Genomic DNA, 15,295 nt, shown 5'->3' with positions numbered 1-15,295 from the left:
CTTGAGCGAGTACGTCAACATGCTTGACCTTAAAAACCCCGCCAGCCAGCAACAGGCGATGGAAGCGTTTTTCTTCGGCTATCAGGCGTTCACCGCCAAGGCTGATGAAATGCTCGAGCGCCGCGGCCTGTCCCGGGTGCATCAGCGGATTGTGTTCTTCATCGCGCGTTATCCGAATTTGAGTGTGAAGGAATTGCTGGGATTGCTCGGCGTCAGCAAACAGGCGCTGAACATGCCGCTGCGCCAGTTGCAGGAAATGCACCTTGTGGAAAGCGTGGCGTCGGAGGCAGACAAGCGTAAGCGCCTGCTGGAGCTGACTACTGAAGGTGAGAAGTTTGAGCAGGCGTTGCGGCGCGAGCAGGTGAAATTGCTCGAGCGGGTGTTTGCTGAGGCTGGGGAGGCGGCGGTGAATGGGTGGTTGTCGGTGAATATGGCGCTTGGGAGCACTCAGTCACATCTTGATTGACTGGACTGGCCTCTTCGGGAGCAAGCCCCCTCCCACAGTGGATCCAGTGGACCCTAATCATGGGTAACCAGCAGAACCCTGTGGGAGGGGGCTTGCTCCCGAAGGGGCCAGAACAAGCGATATATCCCTATCGCCTGACCTTTCGTAAACAAAACCAAAAACAATATTTGCTTTATTTGTACACAAAAGCATAATCCACTGCGTGCGAGTTCCTGACCGCATGGTCAACAAATTCGCGTATGCCTCAAAGGGCTGCTGCCACCCCTCATGGGTCCGGCCCTGGAAATAACAATAAAACTCTTGAGGAGTACTCGCTGTGGAAAGCCGCAAATCCGAAGCATCGACGCTGGAACTCTCGCCGCCCTTACGCACAGGCGTGCTGGAGCGCATCTTCAAACTCAGCTTGCATGGCACCACGGTGAAGACCGAGCTGATTGCCGGTCTGACAACCTTCATCACCATGGCTTACATCATCTTCGTCAACCCGAACATCATGGCCGATGCCGGGATCGATCACGGTGCAGCCTTCGTCGCCACCTGCATCGCCGCCGCGCTCGGCTGCCTGCTGATGGGCCTGTACGCCAACTGGCCAGTGTGCCTGGCACCGGGCATGGGCCTCAACGCCTTCTTCACTTACACCGTAGTCGGCACCATGGGCTACAACTGGGAAACCGCGCTCGGTGCGGTGTTTGTTTCCGGTGTGCTGTTCATGATCCTGACCTTCTCGCGGATTCGCGAATGGCTGCTCAACAGCATCCCGGTCAGCCTGCGCTTTGCGATGGGCGCTGGCGTCGGCCTGTTCCTCGGGCTGATCGGTCTGAAAACCGCTGGCATTGTCGTCGACAGCCCGGCCACCCTGATCAAACTCGGCTCCCTGCGTGAACCCGGCCCGCTGCTGGCGGCGATCTGCTTCCTGATGATCGCGATCCTCAGCTACCACAAAGTCTTTGGCGCGATCCTCATCAGCATCATCACCGTGACCTTGGCCGGTTGGGGCCTGGGCATCGTGCACTACTCAGGCATCATGTCGACTCCGCCGAGCCTGGCGCCTACGTTCATGGCCATGAACATCGCCGGTGTGTTCAACGTCAGCATGATCAGCGTGGTCCTGGCTTTCCTCTTCGTGCACATGTTCGACACCGCGGGCACCCTGATGGGCGTGGCTCAGCGCGCCAATCTGGTCAACGCTGACGGGCGTATCGAAAACCTTTCCCGGGCGATGAAAGCCGACAGCGCCTCCAGCGTCTTCGGCGCGGTAGTCGGTGTCCCTCCGGTAACAAGCTATGTGGAAAGTGCCGCGGGTGTAGCGGCTGGTGGTCGGACTGGTCTTACCGCAGTCACCGTGGGTGTGCTATTTATAGCGGCGATGTTTTTCGCACCGCTGGCCGGGATGATTCCGGCTTACGCCACCGCCGGCGCGCTGATTTATGTCGCGATGCTGATGATGGGCGGCATGGCCCACATCGAATGGGATGAAGCTACTGACGCCATTCCGGCAATCGTCACAGCGATCATGATGCCGCTGACCTTCTCGGTCGCCGACGGCATTGCGCTGGGCTTCATCACCTACGTGGCGTTGAAGGCCGGTACCGGCAAGTACAAGGAAATTTCCGTCAGCCTGTGGGTGCTCTGCGCGATCTTCATCGCCAAGTTCATCTTCTTGTAAGCGTCACGCGGTTCAAGCGTCAAACCAGCCTCACCCTCGCGGGTGGGGCTTTTGCACATTCTTGAGTACAACAAAAAAAGGAGCAAAGTGATGAGTCTGGAAACCTGGCTGCTGTTCAGCGGCGCTGCACTGGTGGTGATCCTGATTCCGGGGCCGCTGTCATTGCTGATGATCAGCAACAGTCTGAACTACGGCTTGCGCCGCTCTTACCCGGCATTTCTCGGCGGCGTGATCGCTTCGATCTGCCTGCTCAGTGCGTCGGCGCTGGGGCTGGGCGCCCTGCTGCTGGCCTCGGAACAACTGTTCAGCACCCTGAAAATCGTCGGCGCGCTGTACCTGTTCTACCTCGCCTGGCAGAGCTGGCAGCAATCGCGTCAGCCAGCGGTAGGCGCCGAAGTACCGCAAGCCGCGCCGGTGCCGCGTTTCCGCACACTGTTCGGCCGCGCGTTTGTCTTGGGCGCGAGCAATCCGAAGGACATTCTGTTTTTCGCCGCGTTTCTGCCGCAGTTCCTTAGCGCGCAACAGCCGTTCCTCCCGCAATTGCTGATCATGATCGCGACTTGGGTGGTGCTGGATCTGTGCTGCAAACTGGCTTACGGGCTGGGTGCACATGGCGCGGCGCGCTATCTGCGCAGCGGCAAGGGACAGAGCTGGTTCAACCGGGTGAGTGCCGGACTGTTCAGTGGTGCCGGTGCTGCGTCGCTGTTGAGCCGCTGACAGCAAAAGCTTCGCGAGCAAGCCCGCTCCCACATTTGGAATGCATTCCCTTGTGGGAGCGGGCTTGCTCGCGAAGGCGTCAGACCAGACAGCACTTTCCTCCAAGCGAAAAAAAGCCCGCAGTGTGAGCGGGCGAAAGACCAAAGAAGCTATATGCGCAGTCGCTTCCCGGTGGGGGCAGCTGCTTGGGGGTCAGCTGCCCCGATAGGTGGAATAGCTGTAAGGCGAGATCAGCAGGGGTACGTGGTAATGATCCTGCTCGGCAGAGATGCCGAAACGCAGCACCACCACGTCGAGGAACGCCGGTTCCGGCAGTTGCACGCCACGGGCGCGGTAGTAATCGCCGGCGTGGAACTGCACCTGATAGACCCCGGTGCGGTAGTCATCGCCTTGCAGCAGCGGCGCATCGACCCGGCCATCGCTGTTGGTAATCGCACTGGCGACCAATTCCAGGTGCGAACCTTCAACGCGGTACAGCTCGACCTTGATCGAGCTGCCCGGGCAACCGTGTGCAGCGTCCAAAACATGTGTTGTCAAACGTCCCATTGATTCTGCGCGCCTGGCCGCAAAGAGCAGTCAGACTTCGCGCCTCCCGAAGTCAGGTAAAAAGGAGACCGCACCGATTCGGAGCACGAAAAGTTGCGGCGAGCGACTGATTAAGACACTTTTCAAAAAAATTGTACACAATAAAAACGACATTTTTCACCTCATCCCCGCCATTCGGGCGTTTGCCCCTGATCTGCCCCTCAAGCGCCTGGCTATTGAACCTCACAACCATTAGCTGACTGATCAGGCAGGTTTCTTGCAGGTTTACGCCATTAACAGCAAAAGATGACAGTCGGTGAAAAATGCGAAAATTCAGGCTTACAAATTGCGAATAAAGTTGTATACAATCAGCCCATCGCTGTGACGCCAGCCTGTGCAGGCCGTTACACAAACCTGTCAACGAATAAGAAGGAAGACTGCAGTGAGCGCTGACTACCCACGCGACCTGATCGGTTACGGCAGTAACCCTCCTCACCCACACTGGCCGGGCAACGCGCGCATCGCCCTGTCCTTCGTGCTCAATTACGAAGAAGGCGGCGAACGTAACATCCTGCACGGCGACAAAGAATCCGAAGCCTTCCTCTCCGAGATGGTTGCTGCCCAGCCGCTACAAGGCGCGCGCAACATGAGCATGGAATCGCTTTACGAGTATGGCAGCCGCGCCGGCGTATGGCGGATTCTGAAACTGTTCAAGGAATTCGACATTCCACTGACCATCTTCGCCGTAGCCATGGCCGCCCAGCGCCACCCGGACGTGATCCGCGCGATGGTTGAAGCCGGTCACGAGATCTGCAGCCACGGCTACCGTTGGATCGACTACCAGTACATGGACGAGGCGCAGGAGCGCGAGCACATGCTCGAAGCGATCCGCATCCTCACCGAACTCACCGGCGAACGCCCACTGGGCTGGTACACCGGCCGCACCGGCCCGAATACCCGGCGCCTGGTGATGGAAGAAGGCGGTTTCCTCTACGACTGCGACACCTACGACGACGACCTGCCCTACTGGGAACCGAACAACCCGACCGGCAAACCGCACCTGGTGATCCCGTACACCCTCGACACCAACGACATGCGCTTTACCCAGGTGCAGGGCTTCAACAAGGGCGACGATTTCTTCGAATACCTCAAAGACGCGTTCGACGTACTGTACGCCGAGGGCGCCGAAGCGCCGAAGATGCTTTCGATCGGTCTGCACTGCCGGTTGATCGGCCGTCCGGCGCGTCTGGCCTCGCTCAAGCGCTTCATCGAATACGCCAAAAGTCATGAACAGGTGTGGTTCAGCCGTCGCGTCGACATCGCGCGTCACTGGCACGAAACCCACCCGTACCAAGGGGCCGCCCAATGAGCCGCTTTCAAACCCTGCAACCGTCGAGCCTGAGCCGCGACGCTTTCGTCAAAGCCTTCGCCGACATCTACGAACATTCGCCATGGGTGGCCGAAAAGGCCTACGACCTGGGCGTGGACGCCTCGATCGACGAGATCGAAACCCTGCACCAGCGCATGAGCGACATCTTGTTGAGCGCCGATCACGCCAGTCAACTGGCACTGATCAATGCTCACCCGGACCTGGCCGGCAAAGCTGCCGTCCAGGGCCAACTGACCGAAGCCAGCACCAATGAACAGGCGGGCGCCGGTATTCACCAATGCACGGCCGAAGAGTTTCAGCGCTTCACCGAGCTGAACGACGCCTACAAGGCCAAGTTCAAGTTTCCCTTCATCATGGCGGTAAAAGGCAGCAACCGGCATCAGATCCTCGCGGCGTTCGAAACGCGCATTCACAACTCGGTCGACACCGAATTCAAATGCGCGCTGGCGGAGATCAACAAGATCGCCCTGTTCCGTTTACTGACTCTCTAGCGAAGCCTGGCCCGAGTGCATCAAACGCGGAGAGCACCCAGGGCCTTGCAAGCATCCCCAGCCAACTTATTAAAGGCAGACAAGAAGAATGAAAGCTTACGCCGTACCTTTCGAGAAGTTCGTCAACCTGGCCGATGCCCGTCTGGGCACCAAAATCATCTCGGTCACCGATGACTGGTTCGCAGACGCCAATCGTCTGTTTCAGCCGACCCCGGCCGTGTGGAAGGAGGGGGTGTTCGACGACAACGGCAAGTGGATGGACGGCTGGGAATCGCGCCGCAAGCGCTTTGAAGGCTACGACAGCGCGGTGATCCGTCTGGGCGTACCGGGTTCGATCAAAGGCGTGGACATCGACACCTCATTCTTCACCGGCAACTTCCCGCCATCGGCCTCGCTGGAAGCGTGCTTCCTGGCCTCGGGCGAGCCGGACGAAAACACCCAGTGGACTGAAGTGCTGTCGGCCGTCGAGCTGCAGGGCAACAGCCACCACTACCACGAAATCAGCCACGACCAAGCCTTCAGCCACCTGCGCTTCAACATCTACCCGGATGGCGGTGTGGCCCGTCTGCGCGTGTACGGCATTCCGTTCCGCGACTGGTCGGCTGTTGGGGACAACGAACAGGTTGACCTGGCAGCAGCCCTCAACGGTGGCCGCGCCCTCGCCTGCTCCGACGAACACTTCGGTCGCATGAGCAATATCCTCAACCCGGGCCGTGGCATCAACATGGGCGACGGCTGGGAAACCGCACGTCGTCGCACCCCGGGCAATGACTGGGTGATCGTCGCGCTGGGCCACCCGGGCGAGATCGAAAAAATCATCGTCGACACCCTGCACTTCAAGGGCAACTACCCGGACACCTGCTCGATCCAGGGCGCGTTCGTCAAGGGCGGCACCGACAGCCAGATCGAAACCCAGTCGCTGTTCTGGCGTGAACTGCTGCCGAGCCAGAAGCTGGAAATGCACGCCGAACACACCTTCGTCGAGCAGATCAAGGCACTGGGCCCGATCACCCACATCCGCCTGAATGTGTTCCCGGACGGTGGTGTGAGCCGCCTGCGCGTTCTCGGCAAGGTAGCGAAGTAAGCGGCGCGACCATTCGCGAGCAAGCTCGCTCCCGCATTGATCGCAATTCCTGTGGGAGCGAGCTTGCTCGCGAAAGCGTCAGATCAAACAACACAGAATTCGGATAAGAAGAACAGCATGCGCACACTAACGATTGAACCGCTGACCAAAGAAGCCTTCGCCCCCTTCGGTGACGTGATCGAAACCGACGGCAGCGACCACTTCATGATCAACAACGGTTCGACCATGCGCTTCCACAAACTGGCGACGGTCGAAACCGCTACGCCTGAGGACAACGCGATCATCAGCATCTTCCGCGCCGACGCGCAGGACATGCCGCTGACCGTGAGCATGCTGGAACGCCATCCGCTGGGCAGCCAGGCTTTCATTCCGCTGCTCGGCAACCCCTTTCTGATCGTGGTCGCGCCACTTGGCGATGTACCTGTATCAGGCTTGGTCCGCGCCTTCGTCACCAACGGCAGGCAGGGCATCAATTACCATCGCGGCGTCTGGCACCACCCGGTGCTGACGATCGAAAAGCGGGATGACTTCCTGGTGGTTGATCGCAGTGGCACAGGCAATAACTGCGATGAGCATTTTTTCAAAGAGGATGAGCGTTTGATCCTCGCCCCCCACCAATAAGAGAAGGTCTGATCACCCGACAACAAGGGTGACAGGCGAGAGGTAAAGACTGTGGAAGCACATCTGCTGGAATGGCTGAACCTGAGCGTGCGCTGGGTTCACATGATCACTGGCGTGGCCTGGATCGGCGCGTCGTTCTACTTCGTCTGGCTGGAGAACAACCTCAACCGCGTCAACCCGAAAACCGGTCTGGCCGGTGATCTGTGGGCAATCCACGGCGGCGGTATCTATCACCTGGAAAAATACAAACTGGCCCCACCGTCGATGCCGGAGAACCTGCACTGGTTCAAATGGGAAGCCTACTTCACCTGGATGTCGGGGATCGCGCTGCTGTGCGTGGTGTTCTACTCCAATCCCGTGCTCTACCTCGTGGCACCCGGCAGCGGCCTGACCGGCCCTGAAGGCGTGGCCATCGGCATCGGTTCGCTGATCGCCGGCTGGTTCATCTACGACTTCCTCTGCGATTCGGCCCTTGGCAAGAAACCCGCCCTGCTCGGCTTCATCCTGTTCGTGCTGATCATTGGCGCGGCGTATGGCTTCAGCAAGGTGTTCAGCGGTCGCGGTGCATACCTGCACGTCGGCGCGATCATCGGCACCATCATGGTCGGCAACGTGTTCCGCATCATCATGCCGGCACAGCGTGCACTGGTCGCAGCGATCGCCGAGAACCGTACACCGGACCCGGCGCTGCCGGCCAAAGGCCTGCTGCGGTCGCGTCACAACAACTACTTCACCCTGCCGGTGCTGTTCATCATGATCAGCAACCACTTCCCGAGCACTTACGGCAGCCAGTACAACTGGTTGATTCTGGCCGGGATCGCGGTGCTGGCGGTGTTGGTGCGTCACTACTTCAACACCCGTCACGACAGCCACAAGTTTGCCTGGACCCTGCCGGTGGCAGCGGTGGGCATGATCACCCTGGCGTACGTCACCGGCCCTGCGCCGATGCCGACCGCACCGGACGTGGCCAAGGCACCCGCGAAAATCGAGTACCAACCGCTGCCGGAAACGGCACTGGGCGGTGGCGCGAAACCGGCTGAAACGGCGGCACCTGCAGCGCCAGCAGCCCCTGCAGCAGCACCGGCGCAAGCGTCCAACGCAGGCCCTGCGTTCGACAAGGTGCACAACGTGATCCAGGAACGCTGCGCGGTCTGCCATTCGGCCAAACCGACCAGCCCGTTGTTCAGCGCGGCGCCCGCCGGTGTGATGTTCGACACCCCCGAGCAGATCCGCCAGAACGCGGCGCGGATCCAGGCGCAAGCCATCACCACGCAGATCATGCCACTGGGCAACATCACGCAGATGACCCAGCAGGAACGTGACCTGATCGGTGCATGGATCGCCCAGGGAGCCCAGACCAACTGAGCCAGACAAAAGCCTGTGTAAAAGCAGGCTTTTGGGGTGAAGGGATTTACCTGTGCTTGAGGATCTACCTGTGGTGAGGGGATTTATCCCCGATCGGCGGCGCAGCCGTCGCAATACCTGTAATTGCCATCTGCCTGATGTATTGCGATTGCAGGTTTTTGGGGCTACTTCGTAGCCCATCGGGGATAAATCCCCTCGCCACAATAAATCTCCTCATAACAAATGGTTTCCTCACCACAACAAGCTTTTTGCCACATATACGAATGATGCAAAAGGACAGCTGTGAGCCACCCGGCAGCTGTTCAATCACAAGAATAAAAAAGATCCGAGGTGTTGCATGTCCGAGCTGTCCAAAGCGCGCATCCCCGACGCACCCGCCATTCAGCGTTTGCCCCTTTTGCAACTGATCCTGGTCGGTTTGCAACATGTTCTGCTGATGTACGGCGGTGCCATCGCGGTGCCGTTGATCATCGGACAGGCCGCTGGCCTGAGTCGTGAAGAAATTGCCTTCCTGATCAACGCCGACCTGCTGGTCGCCGGTATCGCCACCATCGTCCAGTCGCTGGGTATCGGCCCGATGGGCATCCGCATGCCGGTGATGATGGGCGCCAGTTTCGCCGCCGTCGGCAGCATGGTCGCCATGGCCGGCATGCCCGGTATCGGTCTGCAAGGGATCTTCGGCGCGACCATCGCCGCCGGGTTCTTCGGCATGCTCATCGCGCCGTTCATGTCCAAGGTCGTGCGCTTCTTCCCGCCTTTGGTGACCGGCACGGTCATCACCTCGATCGGTTTGTCGCTGTTCCCCGTGGCCGTGAACTGGGCCGGTGGCGGTGCCGCCGCGGCGCAATTCGGCTCACCGATTTATCTGGCCATCGCCGCTCTGGTACTGGCGACCATTCTGCTGATCCACCGCTTCATGCGCGGCTTCTGGGTCAATATTTCCGTGCTGATCGGCATGTGCATCGGTTACGTGCTGTGCGGCGCCATCGGCATGGTCGACCTGAGCGGCATGGCCAACGCGCCATGGGTTCAGTTCGTCACCCCGCTGCACTTCGGCATGCCGAAATTCGAACTGGCGCCGATCCTGTCGATGTGTCTGGTGGTGGTGATCATTTTCGTCGAGTCCACCGGGATGTTCCTTGCGCTGGGCAAGATCACCGGTCAGGAAGTCTGCCCGCGGATGCTGCGTCGCGGCCTGCTGTGCGATGCCGGCGCCTCGTTCGTCGCCGGTTTCTTCAACACCTTCACCCACTCCTCGTTCGCGCAGAACATCGGCCTGGTGCAGATGACCGGCGTGCGTTGCCGCTCGGTGACAATCGTTGCCGGTGGTCTGCTGATCGTGCTGAGCCTGCTGCCGAAAGCCGCATTCCTGGTGGCGTCGATTCCGCCGGCGGTGTTGGGCGGTGCGGCGATCGCGATGTTCGGCATGGTTGCTGCCACCGGCATCAAGATCCTGCAAGAAGCCGACATCGGCGACCGGCGTAATCAACTGCTGGTGGCGGTGAGCATCGGCATGGGCCTGATCCCGGTGGTGCGTCCGGAGTTCTTTGCGCATCTGCCGCTGTGGATGAGCCCGATCACCCACAGTGGCATCGCCATGGCCACGCTCAGCGCGCTGACGTTGAATCTGCTGTTCAACATCCTCGGCGGCGCCGAACGCGCAGCGATCAACGACTGCCACGCACATCAGCATTAACAGCAACCGATTTAACCCTGTAGGAGTGAGCCTGCTCGCGATAGCGGTATGACATTCAACACTTGAGTTGACTGAAAGAACGCCATCGCGAGCAGGCTCACTCCTACAAAGGGAAACAGCTCTGCGCCTTAAAAATAAAAACAAGAGGGAGCAACCGATGATTCGCACGCAAACCAGCGTTCTGTTGAGTAGCGGCCTGCTGGCCGCGAGTCAGGCCATGGCCGGCGATTTACTGCTGTGGCAGACCAACAGCCTGAGCTACCTGTACGGCAAGAACTTCGCGATCAACCCGTCGATCCAGCAGACGGTGACGTTCGAGCACGCCGACAAGTGGAAGTACGGCGACAACTTCCTGTTCATCGACAAGATCTTCTACAACGGCCAGGAAGATCGTAATAAAGGCCCGCACACCTTCTACGGCGAATTCACCCCGCGCTTCTCGTTCGGCAAGATCTTCGACCAGAAAATCGAGTTTGGCCCGATCAAGGACGTCCTGCTGGCGATGACCTACGAGTACGGCGAAGGCGATAGCGAGGCCTACCTGATCGGCCCCGGCTTCGACCTCAAGGTGCCCGGCTTCAACTACGTGACCCTGAACATCTTCCGTCGCCACACCGAAGGCCCGCGCCCCGGCGACGGCGTCTGGCAGATCACCCCGGGCTGGTCGTACAGCGTGCCGCTGGGCAACTCCGACCTGTTGATCGACGGCTATCTGGACTGGGTCGTCGACAACGACCAGAACTCGCGCGGCACCTACCACGCCAACCTGCACATCAATCCGCAGATCAAATACGACCTCGGCAAAGCCCTCGGCTGGAGCCAGAAGCAGCTGTATGTCGGCACCGAATACAGCTACTGGAAGAACAAATACGGCGTCGAAAGCAGCCACAACCTCGACACCAACCAGAACACCGCCAGCCTGCTGGTGAAGGTGCACTTCTGAGATGGCCCGCAACCGTGCCCCATACCTGTCGTCGGTGCTCTGTTGCGGGGCACTTGAGAGCTGGCCGAGGAGTCAGTATTCTCCGCGGCCTCTTGAATTCGGTCTAAAAAAAAGCCCGGATTTAATTCCTGACCGACAAGCCAACTTATCCCGGCCCCGGTCAGTACCGAGGCATCCCGAAAACACGCGCAATCGACTGTTTTTCAGCAGCCGAACGGGCGTTTTTTTGCTTTTCGAAAGCGTTGGCCCAGCTCTTGCTATCACCAGCGAAGCTGACCGATCGGATGACTTTTGCAGCGACGAAAAAAGGCGCCACACCAGAGCGCCGATCTTAAAAAAATAAACGTGGAACACCTACTTTGGGAGCAACCGAATGAAACGTATGTGCACCAGCCTGATGCTCGCGGGATCGATGCTGGCCGGCGGCGAGGCCATGGCCGACGGCCTGCTGCAATGGCAGAACAACAGCCTGACCTACCTCTACGGCAAAGACTTCAAGGTCAACCCGGCGATCCAGCAGACCGTCACCTTCGAGCACGCCGATGCCTGGAAGTACGGGGACAACTTCCTGTTCGTCGACAAGATCTTCTACAACGGCAAGCCGGATGGCGGCGTCGGCAACAACACTTACTATGGCGAATTCAGCCCACGCCTGTCGCTGGGCAAGATCCTCGACCAGAAGATCGAATTCGGTCCGGTCAAGGATGTGCTGCTGGCGATGACTTACGAGTTCGGTGAAGGCGACGTCGAGTCGTACCTGATCGGCCCGGGTTTTGACCTGGCGATTCCAGGCTTCGACTACTTCCAGCTGAACTTCTACCAGCGCCACACCGAAGGCTCGCGCGCCGGTGACAACGTCTGGCAGATCACCCCGGTCTGGTCCTACACCATTCCGGTTGGCGACTCGAACATCCTGATCGACGGTTTCATGGACTGGGTGGTCGACAACGACGTCAACAGCAAAGGCGAATACCACGCCAACCTGCACTTCAACCCACAGGTCAAATACGACCTGGGCAAGGCGCTGAATTTCGGCGAGAAGCAGCTGTACGTCGGTGTTGAATACGACTACTGGAAAGACAAGTACGGGATCGACGACACCCGTGCGTTCACCACCAATCAGAACGTGACCAGCTTCCTGGTGAAGTTCCACTTCTGATCCTGGTATCAGTGGCGTCTGCAAGGACGCCTTCGCGAGCAAGCCCGCTCCCACACTGGTTTTGTGACCAACACAGAACCAATGTGGGAGCGAGCTTGCTCGCGAATGGCTTCAGCACAAATATCAGGTGTGGGCGCGACCGCCTCGGTGATCCCCAGAAACCGGCACAACTCCTCACGCTTGGCCAACGCATCGCGCCGTCCCAGATCGATCAGCTCGCTGCAATACCCCGCCTCGAACAACAGATAACTCAGCACCCCTGCCCCACTGGTCTTGGTCGCCCCCGGGCCGCGTAAGAACAGGCGCAATGCCGCCGGCAACTCCTGCCGATGCCGCGCCGCGATCTCGTCGATCGGCTGACTCGGCGCAATCACCAGCACTTCCACTGGCGCCACGCCCAACTCACGAGTCGGCACGCCCTCGGGCATCAGGTGGCTGAACTGGTTCAGACGCTGCAGCAACTCGATGTCGCTCTCCAGACTGTCAATGAACGTGCTGTTGAGCATGTGCCCGCCGATCTGCGCCAGCGTTGGCTGCTGACCGGTGTAGGCGCGCTCCAGCGGCTGCTGCGGATCAAACCCGCGCGGGTTGCCGCTGACGCCCACCACCAGCACCCGACTCGCGCCCAGGTGCAGCGCCGGGCTGATCGGTGCCGACTGGCGTACCGCGCCGTCGCCGAAATATTCCTCACCGATTTTCACCGGGGCAAACAGCAACGGGATCGCCGAACTGGCGAGCAGGTGATCCACCGACAATTGCGCCGGCACGCCGATCCGCCGATGGCGCAACCACGCATCGATCGTGCCGCCGCCCTGATAGAAGGTCACCGCCTGCCCCGATTCGTAGCCGAACGCGGTCACCGCCACCGCATGCAATTGCTTGCGCGCGATGGATTCGGCGATCCCGGGCATGTGCAGTTTTTCATTGAGCAGGTCGCGCAGCGGCGAACTGTTGAGCAGCGCCACCGGCAGTTGCCGACCGATGCCGAGCAGGCTGTGACTGACAAAGCGACTGGCCTGACGGATCACCCCCGGCCAGTCGCTGCGCAGCACCCGATGGCTGCGAAAGCCCTGCCAGAACAGTGTGAGGCGTTCGATGGCGGCGCGAAAATCGGTGGCACCACTGGCGAGGCTGACCGCGTTGATCGCCCCGGCCGAAGTGCCGACGATCACCGGAAACGGATTGTCCGCGCCCAGCGGCAGCAATTCGGCAATCGCCGCCAGTACCCCCACCTGATACGCCGCCCGAGCCCCGCCGCCGGAAAGAATCAAACCTGTGACCGGTTCCGCTGGGCTCATCGCAACGCTCCATGGTGCTTGAAAGGGTGAGTGAATCAGCCGCGCCGTTTCGGGTAAAGCTTCGGCTCGCCCGGTGGACGGCTCTTGAAGCGGCGGTGCGCCCACAAGTATTGCTCAGGGCAGGCGCGCAGCGCACTTTCCACCCACTGGTTGATGCGGAGGCAGTCGGCCTCTTCGGTTTCACCCGGGAAGTCTTCCAGCGGCGGGTGGATCACCAGTTTGTAACCGCTGCCATCCGCCAGACGCTCCTGAGTAAACGGCACCACCAGCGCTTTACCCAAGCGGGCGAATTTGGTGGTCGCGGTCACGGTCGCAGCCTGAATGCCGAACAGCGGCACGAAGATGCTTTGCTTGGCGCCGTAATCCTGATCCGGTGCGTACCAGATCGCCCGGCCCGAACGCAGCAACTTGAGCATGCCACGCACGTCGTCACGCTCCACCGCCAGCGAATCGAGATTGTGCCGCTCACGGCCCCGACGCTGGACGAAGTCGAACAACGGGTTTTTGTGCTCGCGGTACATGCCATCGATGGTGTGCTGCTGGCCGAGCAACGCGGCGCCGATTTCCAGGGTGGTGAAGTGCGCGGCCATAAGGATCACGCCCTTGCCTTCGCGCTGGGCGTTTTGCAGATGCTCCAGGCCTTCGACGTGGGCCAGTTTGGCCAGACGCTCACGGGACCACCACCAACTCATCGCCATTTCAAAAAAAGCGATGCCGGTGGAGGCGAAGTTTTCCTTGAGCAAGCGTTTACGCTCGGCGGCGGATTTTTCCGGGAAGCACAGCTCGAGATTGCGCTTGGCGATACGCCGCCGGTCGCTGGCCACGCGATACATCAATGCGCCCAGCACACGACCGATCGTCAGTAAAACCGCATACGGCAACTGCACGACCAGCCACAACAGCCCCAGACCGCACCAGAGCGGCCAGAAGCGGGGAGAAAGAAAGGCTCTTCGAAAACGCGGGCGATCCATTAAAGCTTCCGTAAATTCAGTGGCCGCGCATTCTACATCGTTCGACCCGGCTTGCGGCTCGCGGGCGTTCTCGTTATAAGTCTCGGCACTTTTAGTGACAAGCCGTTGTATGCCGATATGAGCCAAAACGAATCGCCAGACCGAGATCCCGTGTTCCAGTTGAAGGGCAGCATGCTGGCCATCACGGTGCTGGAACTGTCCCGCAACGACCTCGACAGCCTTGATCGGCAACTGGCCGCCAAAGTCGCCCAGGCGCCGAATTTCTTCAGCAATGCACCGCTGGTCCTGGCGCTGGACAAACTGCCGCCCGGCGAAGGCGCGGTCGATCTGCCCGGCCTGATGCGCGTATGCCGCCAGCATGGTCTGCGCACCCTGGCGATCCGCGCCAGCCGTATCGAAGACATCGCTGCCGCCATCGCCATCGACATCCCGGTGCTGCCGCCGTCCGGCGCCCGCGAGCGACCGCTGGAAGCGCCGGAACCGGAAGTCAAAAAGAAGCCGGAAAAGCCGCCGGAGCCGACGGTCAAACCGACCCGCGTCATCACCACGCCAGTACGTGGTGGCCAACAGATATATGCCCAGGGTGGCGATCTGGTGGTGGTGTCCTCGGTCAGTCCGGGGGCGGAACTTCTGGCCGATGGCAACATCCATGTATACGGCCCGATGCGCGGTCGCGCACTGGCCGGCGTCAAAGGCGACACCAAGGCCCGGATTTTCTGTCAGCAATTGAGCGCTGAACTGATCTCCATCGCCGGGCATTACAAGGTTTCCGAAGATTTGCGCCGCGATCCACTGTGGGGCTCCGGCGTCCAGGTCAGCCTGTCGGCCGACGTGTTGAACATCATTCGGCTTTAACGGATACTGCCGCATTTTCCAAGCATCTCTAAAACGTAGCGAAAACGG

The 15,295-nt window shown here is 60.1% G+C and carries 14 protein-coding genes and 1 pseudogene; 12 read left to right on the top strand and 3 right to left on the bottom strand.

What is annotated here, in order from left to right; translation table 11 throughout:
• Positions 1 to 19: 19 nt before the first annotated feature.
• The 3 genes from E3Z29_RS11645 (at position 20) to E3Z29_RS11635 (ending at position 2,849) form a co-directional block, all read left to right on the top strand.
• On the top strand, positions 20 to 466 hold the full coding sequence (locus E3Z29_RS11645) for a MarR family winged helix-turn-helix transcriptional regulator (protein WP_134785821.1): 447 nt from the start codon (positions 20 to 22) through the stop codon (positions 464 to 466).
• A gap of 316 nt (positions 467 to 782) precedes the next feature.
• Positions 783 to 2,132 (top strand): NCS2 family permease, encoded by a 1,350-nt coding sequence (locus E3Z29_RS11640; RefSeq protein WP_134785820.1) that lies wholly within the window; start codon positions 783 to 785, stop codon positions 2,130 to 2,132.
• A gap of 90 nt (positions 2,133 to 2,222) precedes the next feature.
• On the top strand, positions 2,223 to 2,849 hold the full coding sequence (locus E3Z29_RS11635; RefSeq protein WP_134785819.1) for a LysE family translocator: 627 nt from the start codon (positions 2,223 to 2,225) through the stop codon (positions 2,847 to 2,849).
• 192 nt (positions 2,850 to 3,041) lie between these two features.
• Here E3Z29_RS11635 and uraH read toward each other — a convergent pair whose 3' ends face one another.
• A complete protein-coding gene (gene uraH / locus E3Z29_RS11630; RefSeq protein ID WP_003223171.1) occupies positions 3,042 to 3,395 on the bottom strand; it encodes a hydroxyisourate hydrolase in 354 nt (117 codons plus the stop codon).
• A 421-nt stretch (positions 3,396 to 3,816) separates the two neighbouring features.
• Here uraH and puuE point away from each other — a divergent pair, with 421 nt between their 5' ends.
• The 8 genes from puuE (at position 3,817) to E3Z29_RS11585 (ending at position 12,123) form a co-directional block, all read left to right on the top strand.
• Complete coding sequence (gene puuE, locus E3Z29_RS11620) at positions 3,817 to 4,743, top strand: allantoinase PuuE (protein ID WP_096797017.1); 927 nt, start codon at positions 3,817 to 3,819, stop codon at positions 4,741 to 4,743.
• A complete protein-coding gene (uraD, locus tag E3Z29_RS11615) occupies positions 4,740 to 5,255 on the top strand; it encodes a 2-oxo-4-hydroxy-4-carboxy-5-ureidoimidazoline decarboxylase (protein ID WP_064586706.1) in 516 nt (171 codons plus the stop codon). The genes puuE and uraD overlap by 4 nt, the downstream gene beginning before the upstream one ends.
• A gap of 88 nt (positions 5,256 to 5,343) precedes the next feature.
• A complete protein-coding gene (alc, locus tag E3Z29_RS11610; RefSeq protein ID WP_098967920.1) occupies positions 5,344 to 6,339 on the top strand; it encodes an allantoicase in 996 nt (331 codons plus the stop codon).
• A gap of 117 nt (positions 6,340 to 6,456) precedes the next feature.
• Positions 6,457 to 6,960 (top strand): ureidoglycolate lyase, encoded by a 504-nt coding sequence (locus E3Z29_RS11605; RefSeq protein WP_027613342.1) that lies wholly within the window; start codon positions 6,457 to 6,459, stop codon positions 6,958 to 6,960.
• 51 nt (positions 6,961 to 7,011) lie between these two features.
• Positions 7,012 to 8,325, top strand: a complete 1,314-nt coding sequence (locus E3Z29_RS11600; RefSeq protein WP_134785817.1) for a urate hydroxylase PuuD — start codon at positions 7,012 to 7,014, stop codon at positions 8,323 to 8,325.
• Between the two features lie 337 nt (positions 8,326 to 8,662).
• Complete coding sequence (locus tag E3Z29_RS11595) at positions 8,663 to 10,021, top strand: nucleobase:cation symporter-2 family protein (RefSeq protein ID WP_134785816.1); 1,359 nt, start codon at positions 8,663 to 8,665, stop codon at positions 10,019 to 10,021.
• 157 nt (positions 10,022 to 10,178) lie between these two features.
• Complete coding sequence (locus E3Z29_RS11590; protein ID WP_134785815.1) at positions 10,179 to 10,964, top strand: outer membrane protein OmpK; 786 nt, start codon at positions 10,179 to 10,181, stop codon at positions 10,962 to 10,964.
• Positions 10,965 to 11,337: 373 nt separating this feature from the next.
• Positions 11,338 to 12,123: an outer membrane protein OmpK gene (locus E3Z29_RS11585; protein WP_027613346.1), complete on the top strand. Its 786-nt coding sequence runs from the start codon at positions 11,338 to 11,340 to the stop codon at positions 12,121 to 12,123.
• Positions 12,124 to 12,254: 131 nt separating this feature from the next.
• Here the strand turns inward: E3Z29_RS11585 and E3Z29_RS11580 are convergent.
• Both E3Z29_RS11580 and E3Z29_RS11575 read right to left on the bottom strand, forming a co-directional pair.
• Positions 12,255 to 13,421: pseudogene (locus E3Z29_RS11580) on the bottom strand (patatin-like phospholipase family protein); the annotation flags it as partial.
• Positions 13,422 to 13,456: 35 nt separating this feature from the next.
• Positions 13,457 to 14,392 carry a lipid A biosynthesis lauroyl acyltransferase gene (locus E3Z29_RS11575; protein ID WP_134785814.1) on the bottom strand — a complete coding sequence of 312 codons (936 nt, stop codon included), beginning with the start codon at positions 14,390 to 14,392 and terminating at the stop codon, positions 13,457 to 13,459.
• Positions 14,393 to 14,509: 117 nt separating this feature from the next.
• Between E3Z29_RS11575 and minC the strand changes: the two genes are divergently transcribed.
• Positions 14,510 to 15,247, top strand: a complete 738-nt coding sequence (gene minC, locus E3Z29_RS11570) for a septum site-determining protein MinC (protein ID WP_027613349.1) — start codon at positions 14,510 to 14,512, stop codon at positions 15,245 to 15,247.
• The last annotated feature ends 48 nt before the right edge of the window (positions 15,248 to 15,295 follow it).

It is taken from the genome of Pseudomonas sp. S150, from assembly GCF_004526365.1.
Classification (GTDB): Bacteria; Pseudomonadota; Gammaproteobacteria; order Pseudomonadales; family Pseudomonadaceae; genus Aquipseudomonas; species Aquipseudomonas putida_A.
The sequence above is the reverse complement of the archived record's forward strand: the minus strand, read 5'-3'. Positions and strand labels throughout refer to the sequence as shown.

Excerpts from the sequence above, each read along its gene's own strand:
- E3Z29_RS11605 (WP_027613342.1), top strand. The coding sequence starts at position 6,457 with ATGCGCACACTAACGATTGAACCGCTGACCAAAGAAGCCTTCGCCCCC.
- E3Z29_RS11635 (WP_134785819.1), top strand. The coding sequence starts at position 2,223 with ATGAGTCTGGAAACCTGGCTGCTGTTCAGCGGCGCTGCACTGGTGGTG.
- E3Z29_RS11590 (WP_134785815.1), top strand. The coding sequence starts at position 10,179 with ATGATTCGCACGCAAACCAGCGTTCTGTTGAGTAGCGGCCTGCTGGCC.
- E3Z29_RS11645 (WP_134785821.1), top strand. The coding sequence starts at position 20 with ATGCTTGACCTTAAAAACCCCGCCAGCCAGCAACAGGCGATGGAAGCG.
- uraH (WP_003223171.1), bottom strand. The coding sequence starts at position 3,395 with ATGGGACGTTTGACAACACATGTTTTGGACGCTGCACACGGTTGCCCG.
- E3Z29_RS11575 (WP_134785814.1), bottom strand. The coding sequence starts at position 14,392 with ATGGATCGCCCGCGTTTTCGAAGAGCCTTTCTTTCTCCCCGCTTCTGG.
- E3Z29_RS11585 (WP_027613346.1), top strand. The coding sequence starts at position 11,338 with ATGAAACGTATGTGCACCAGCCTGATGCTCGCGGGATCGATGCTGGCC.
- alc (WP_098967920.1), top strand. The coding sequence starts at position 5,344 with ATGAAAGCTTACGCCGTACCTTTCGAGAAGTTCGTCAACCTGGCCGAT.
- minC (WP_027613349.1), top strand. The coding sequence starts at position 14,510 with ATGAGCCAAAACGAATCGCCAGACCGAGATCCCGTGTTCCAGTTGAAG.
- uraD (WP_064586706.1), top strand. The coding sequence starts at position 4,740 with ATGAGCCGCTTTCAAACCCTGCAACCGTCGAGCCTGAGCCGCGACGCT.
- E3Z29_RS11595 (WP_134785816.1), top strand. The coding sequence starts at position 8,663 with ATGTCCGAGCTGTCCAAAGCGCGCATCCCCGACGCACCCGCCATTCAG.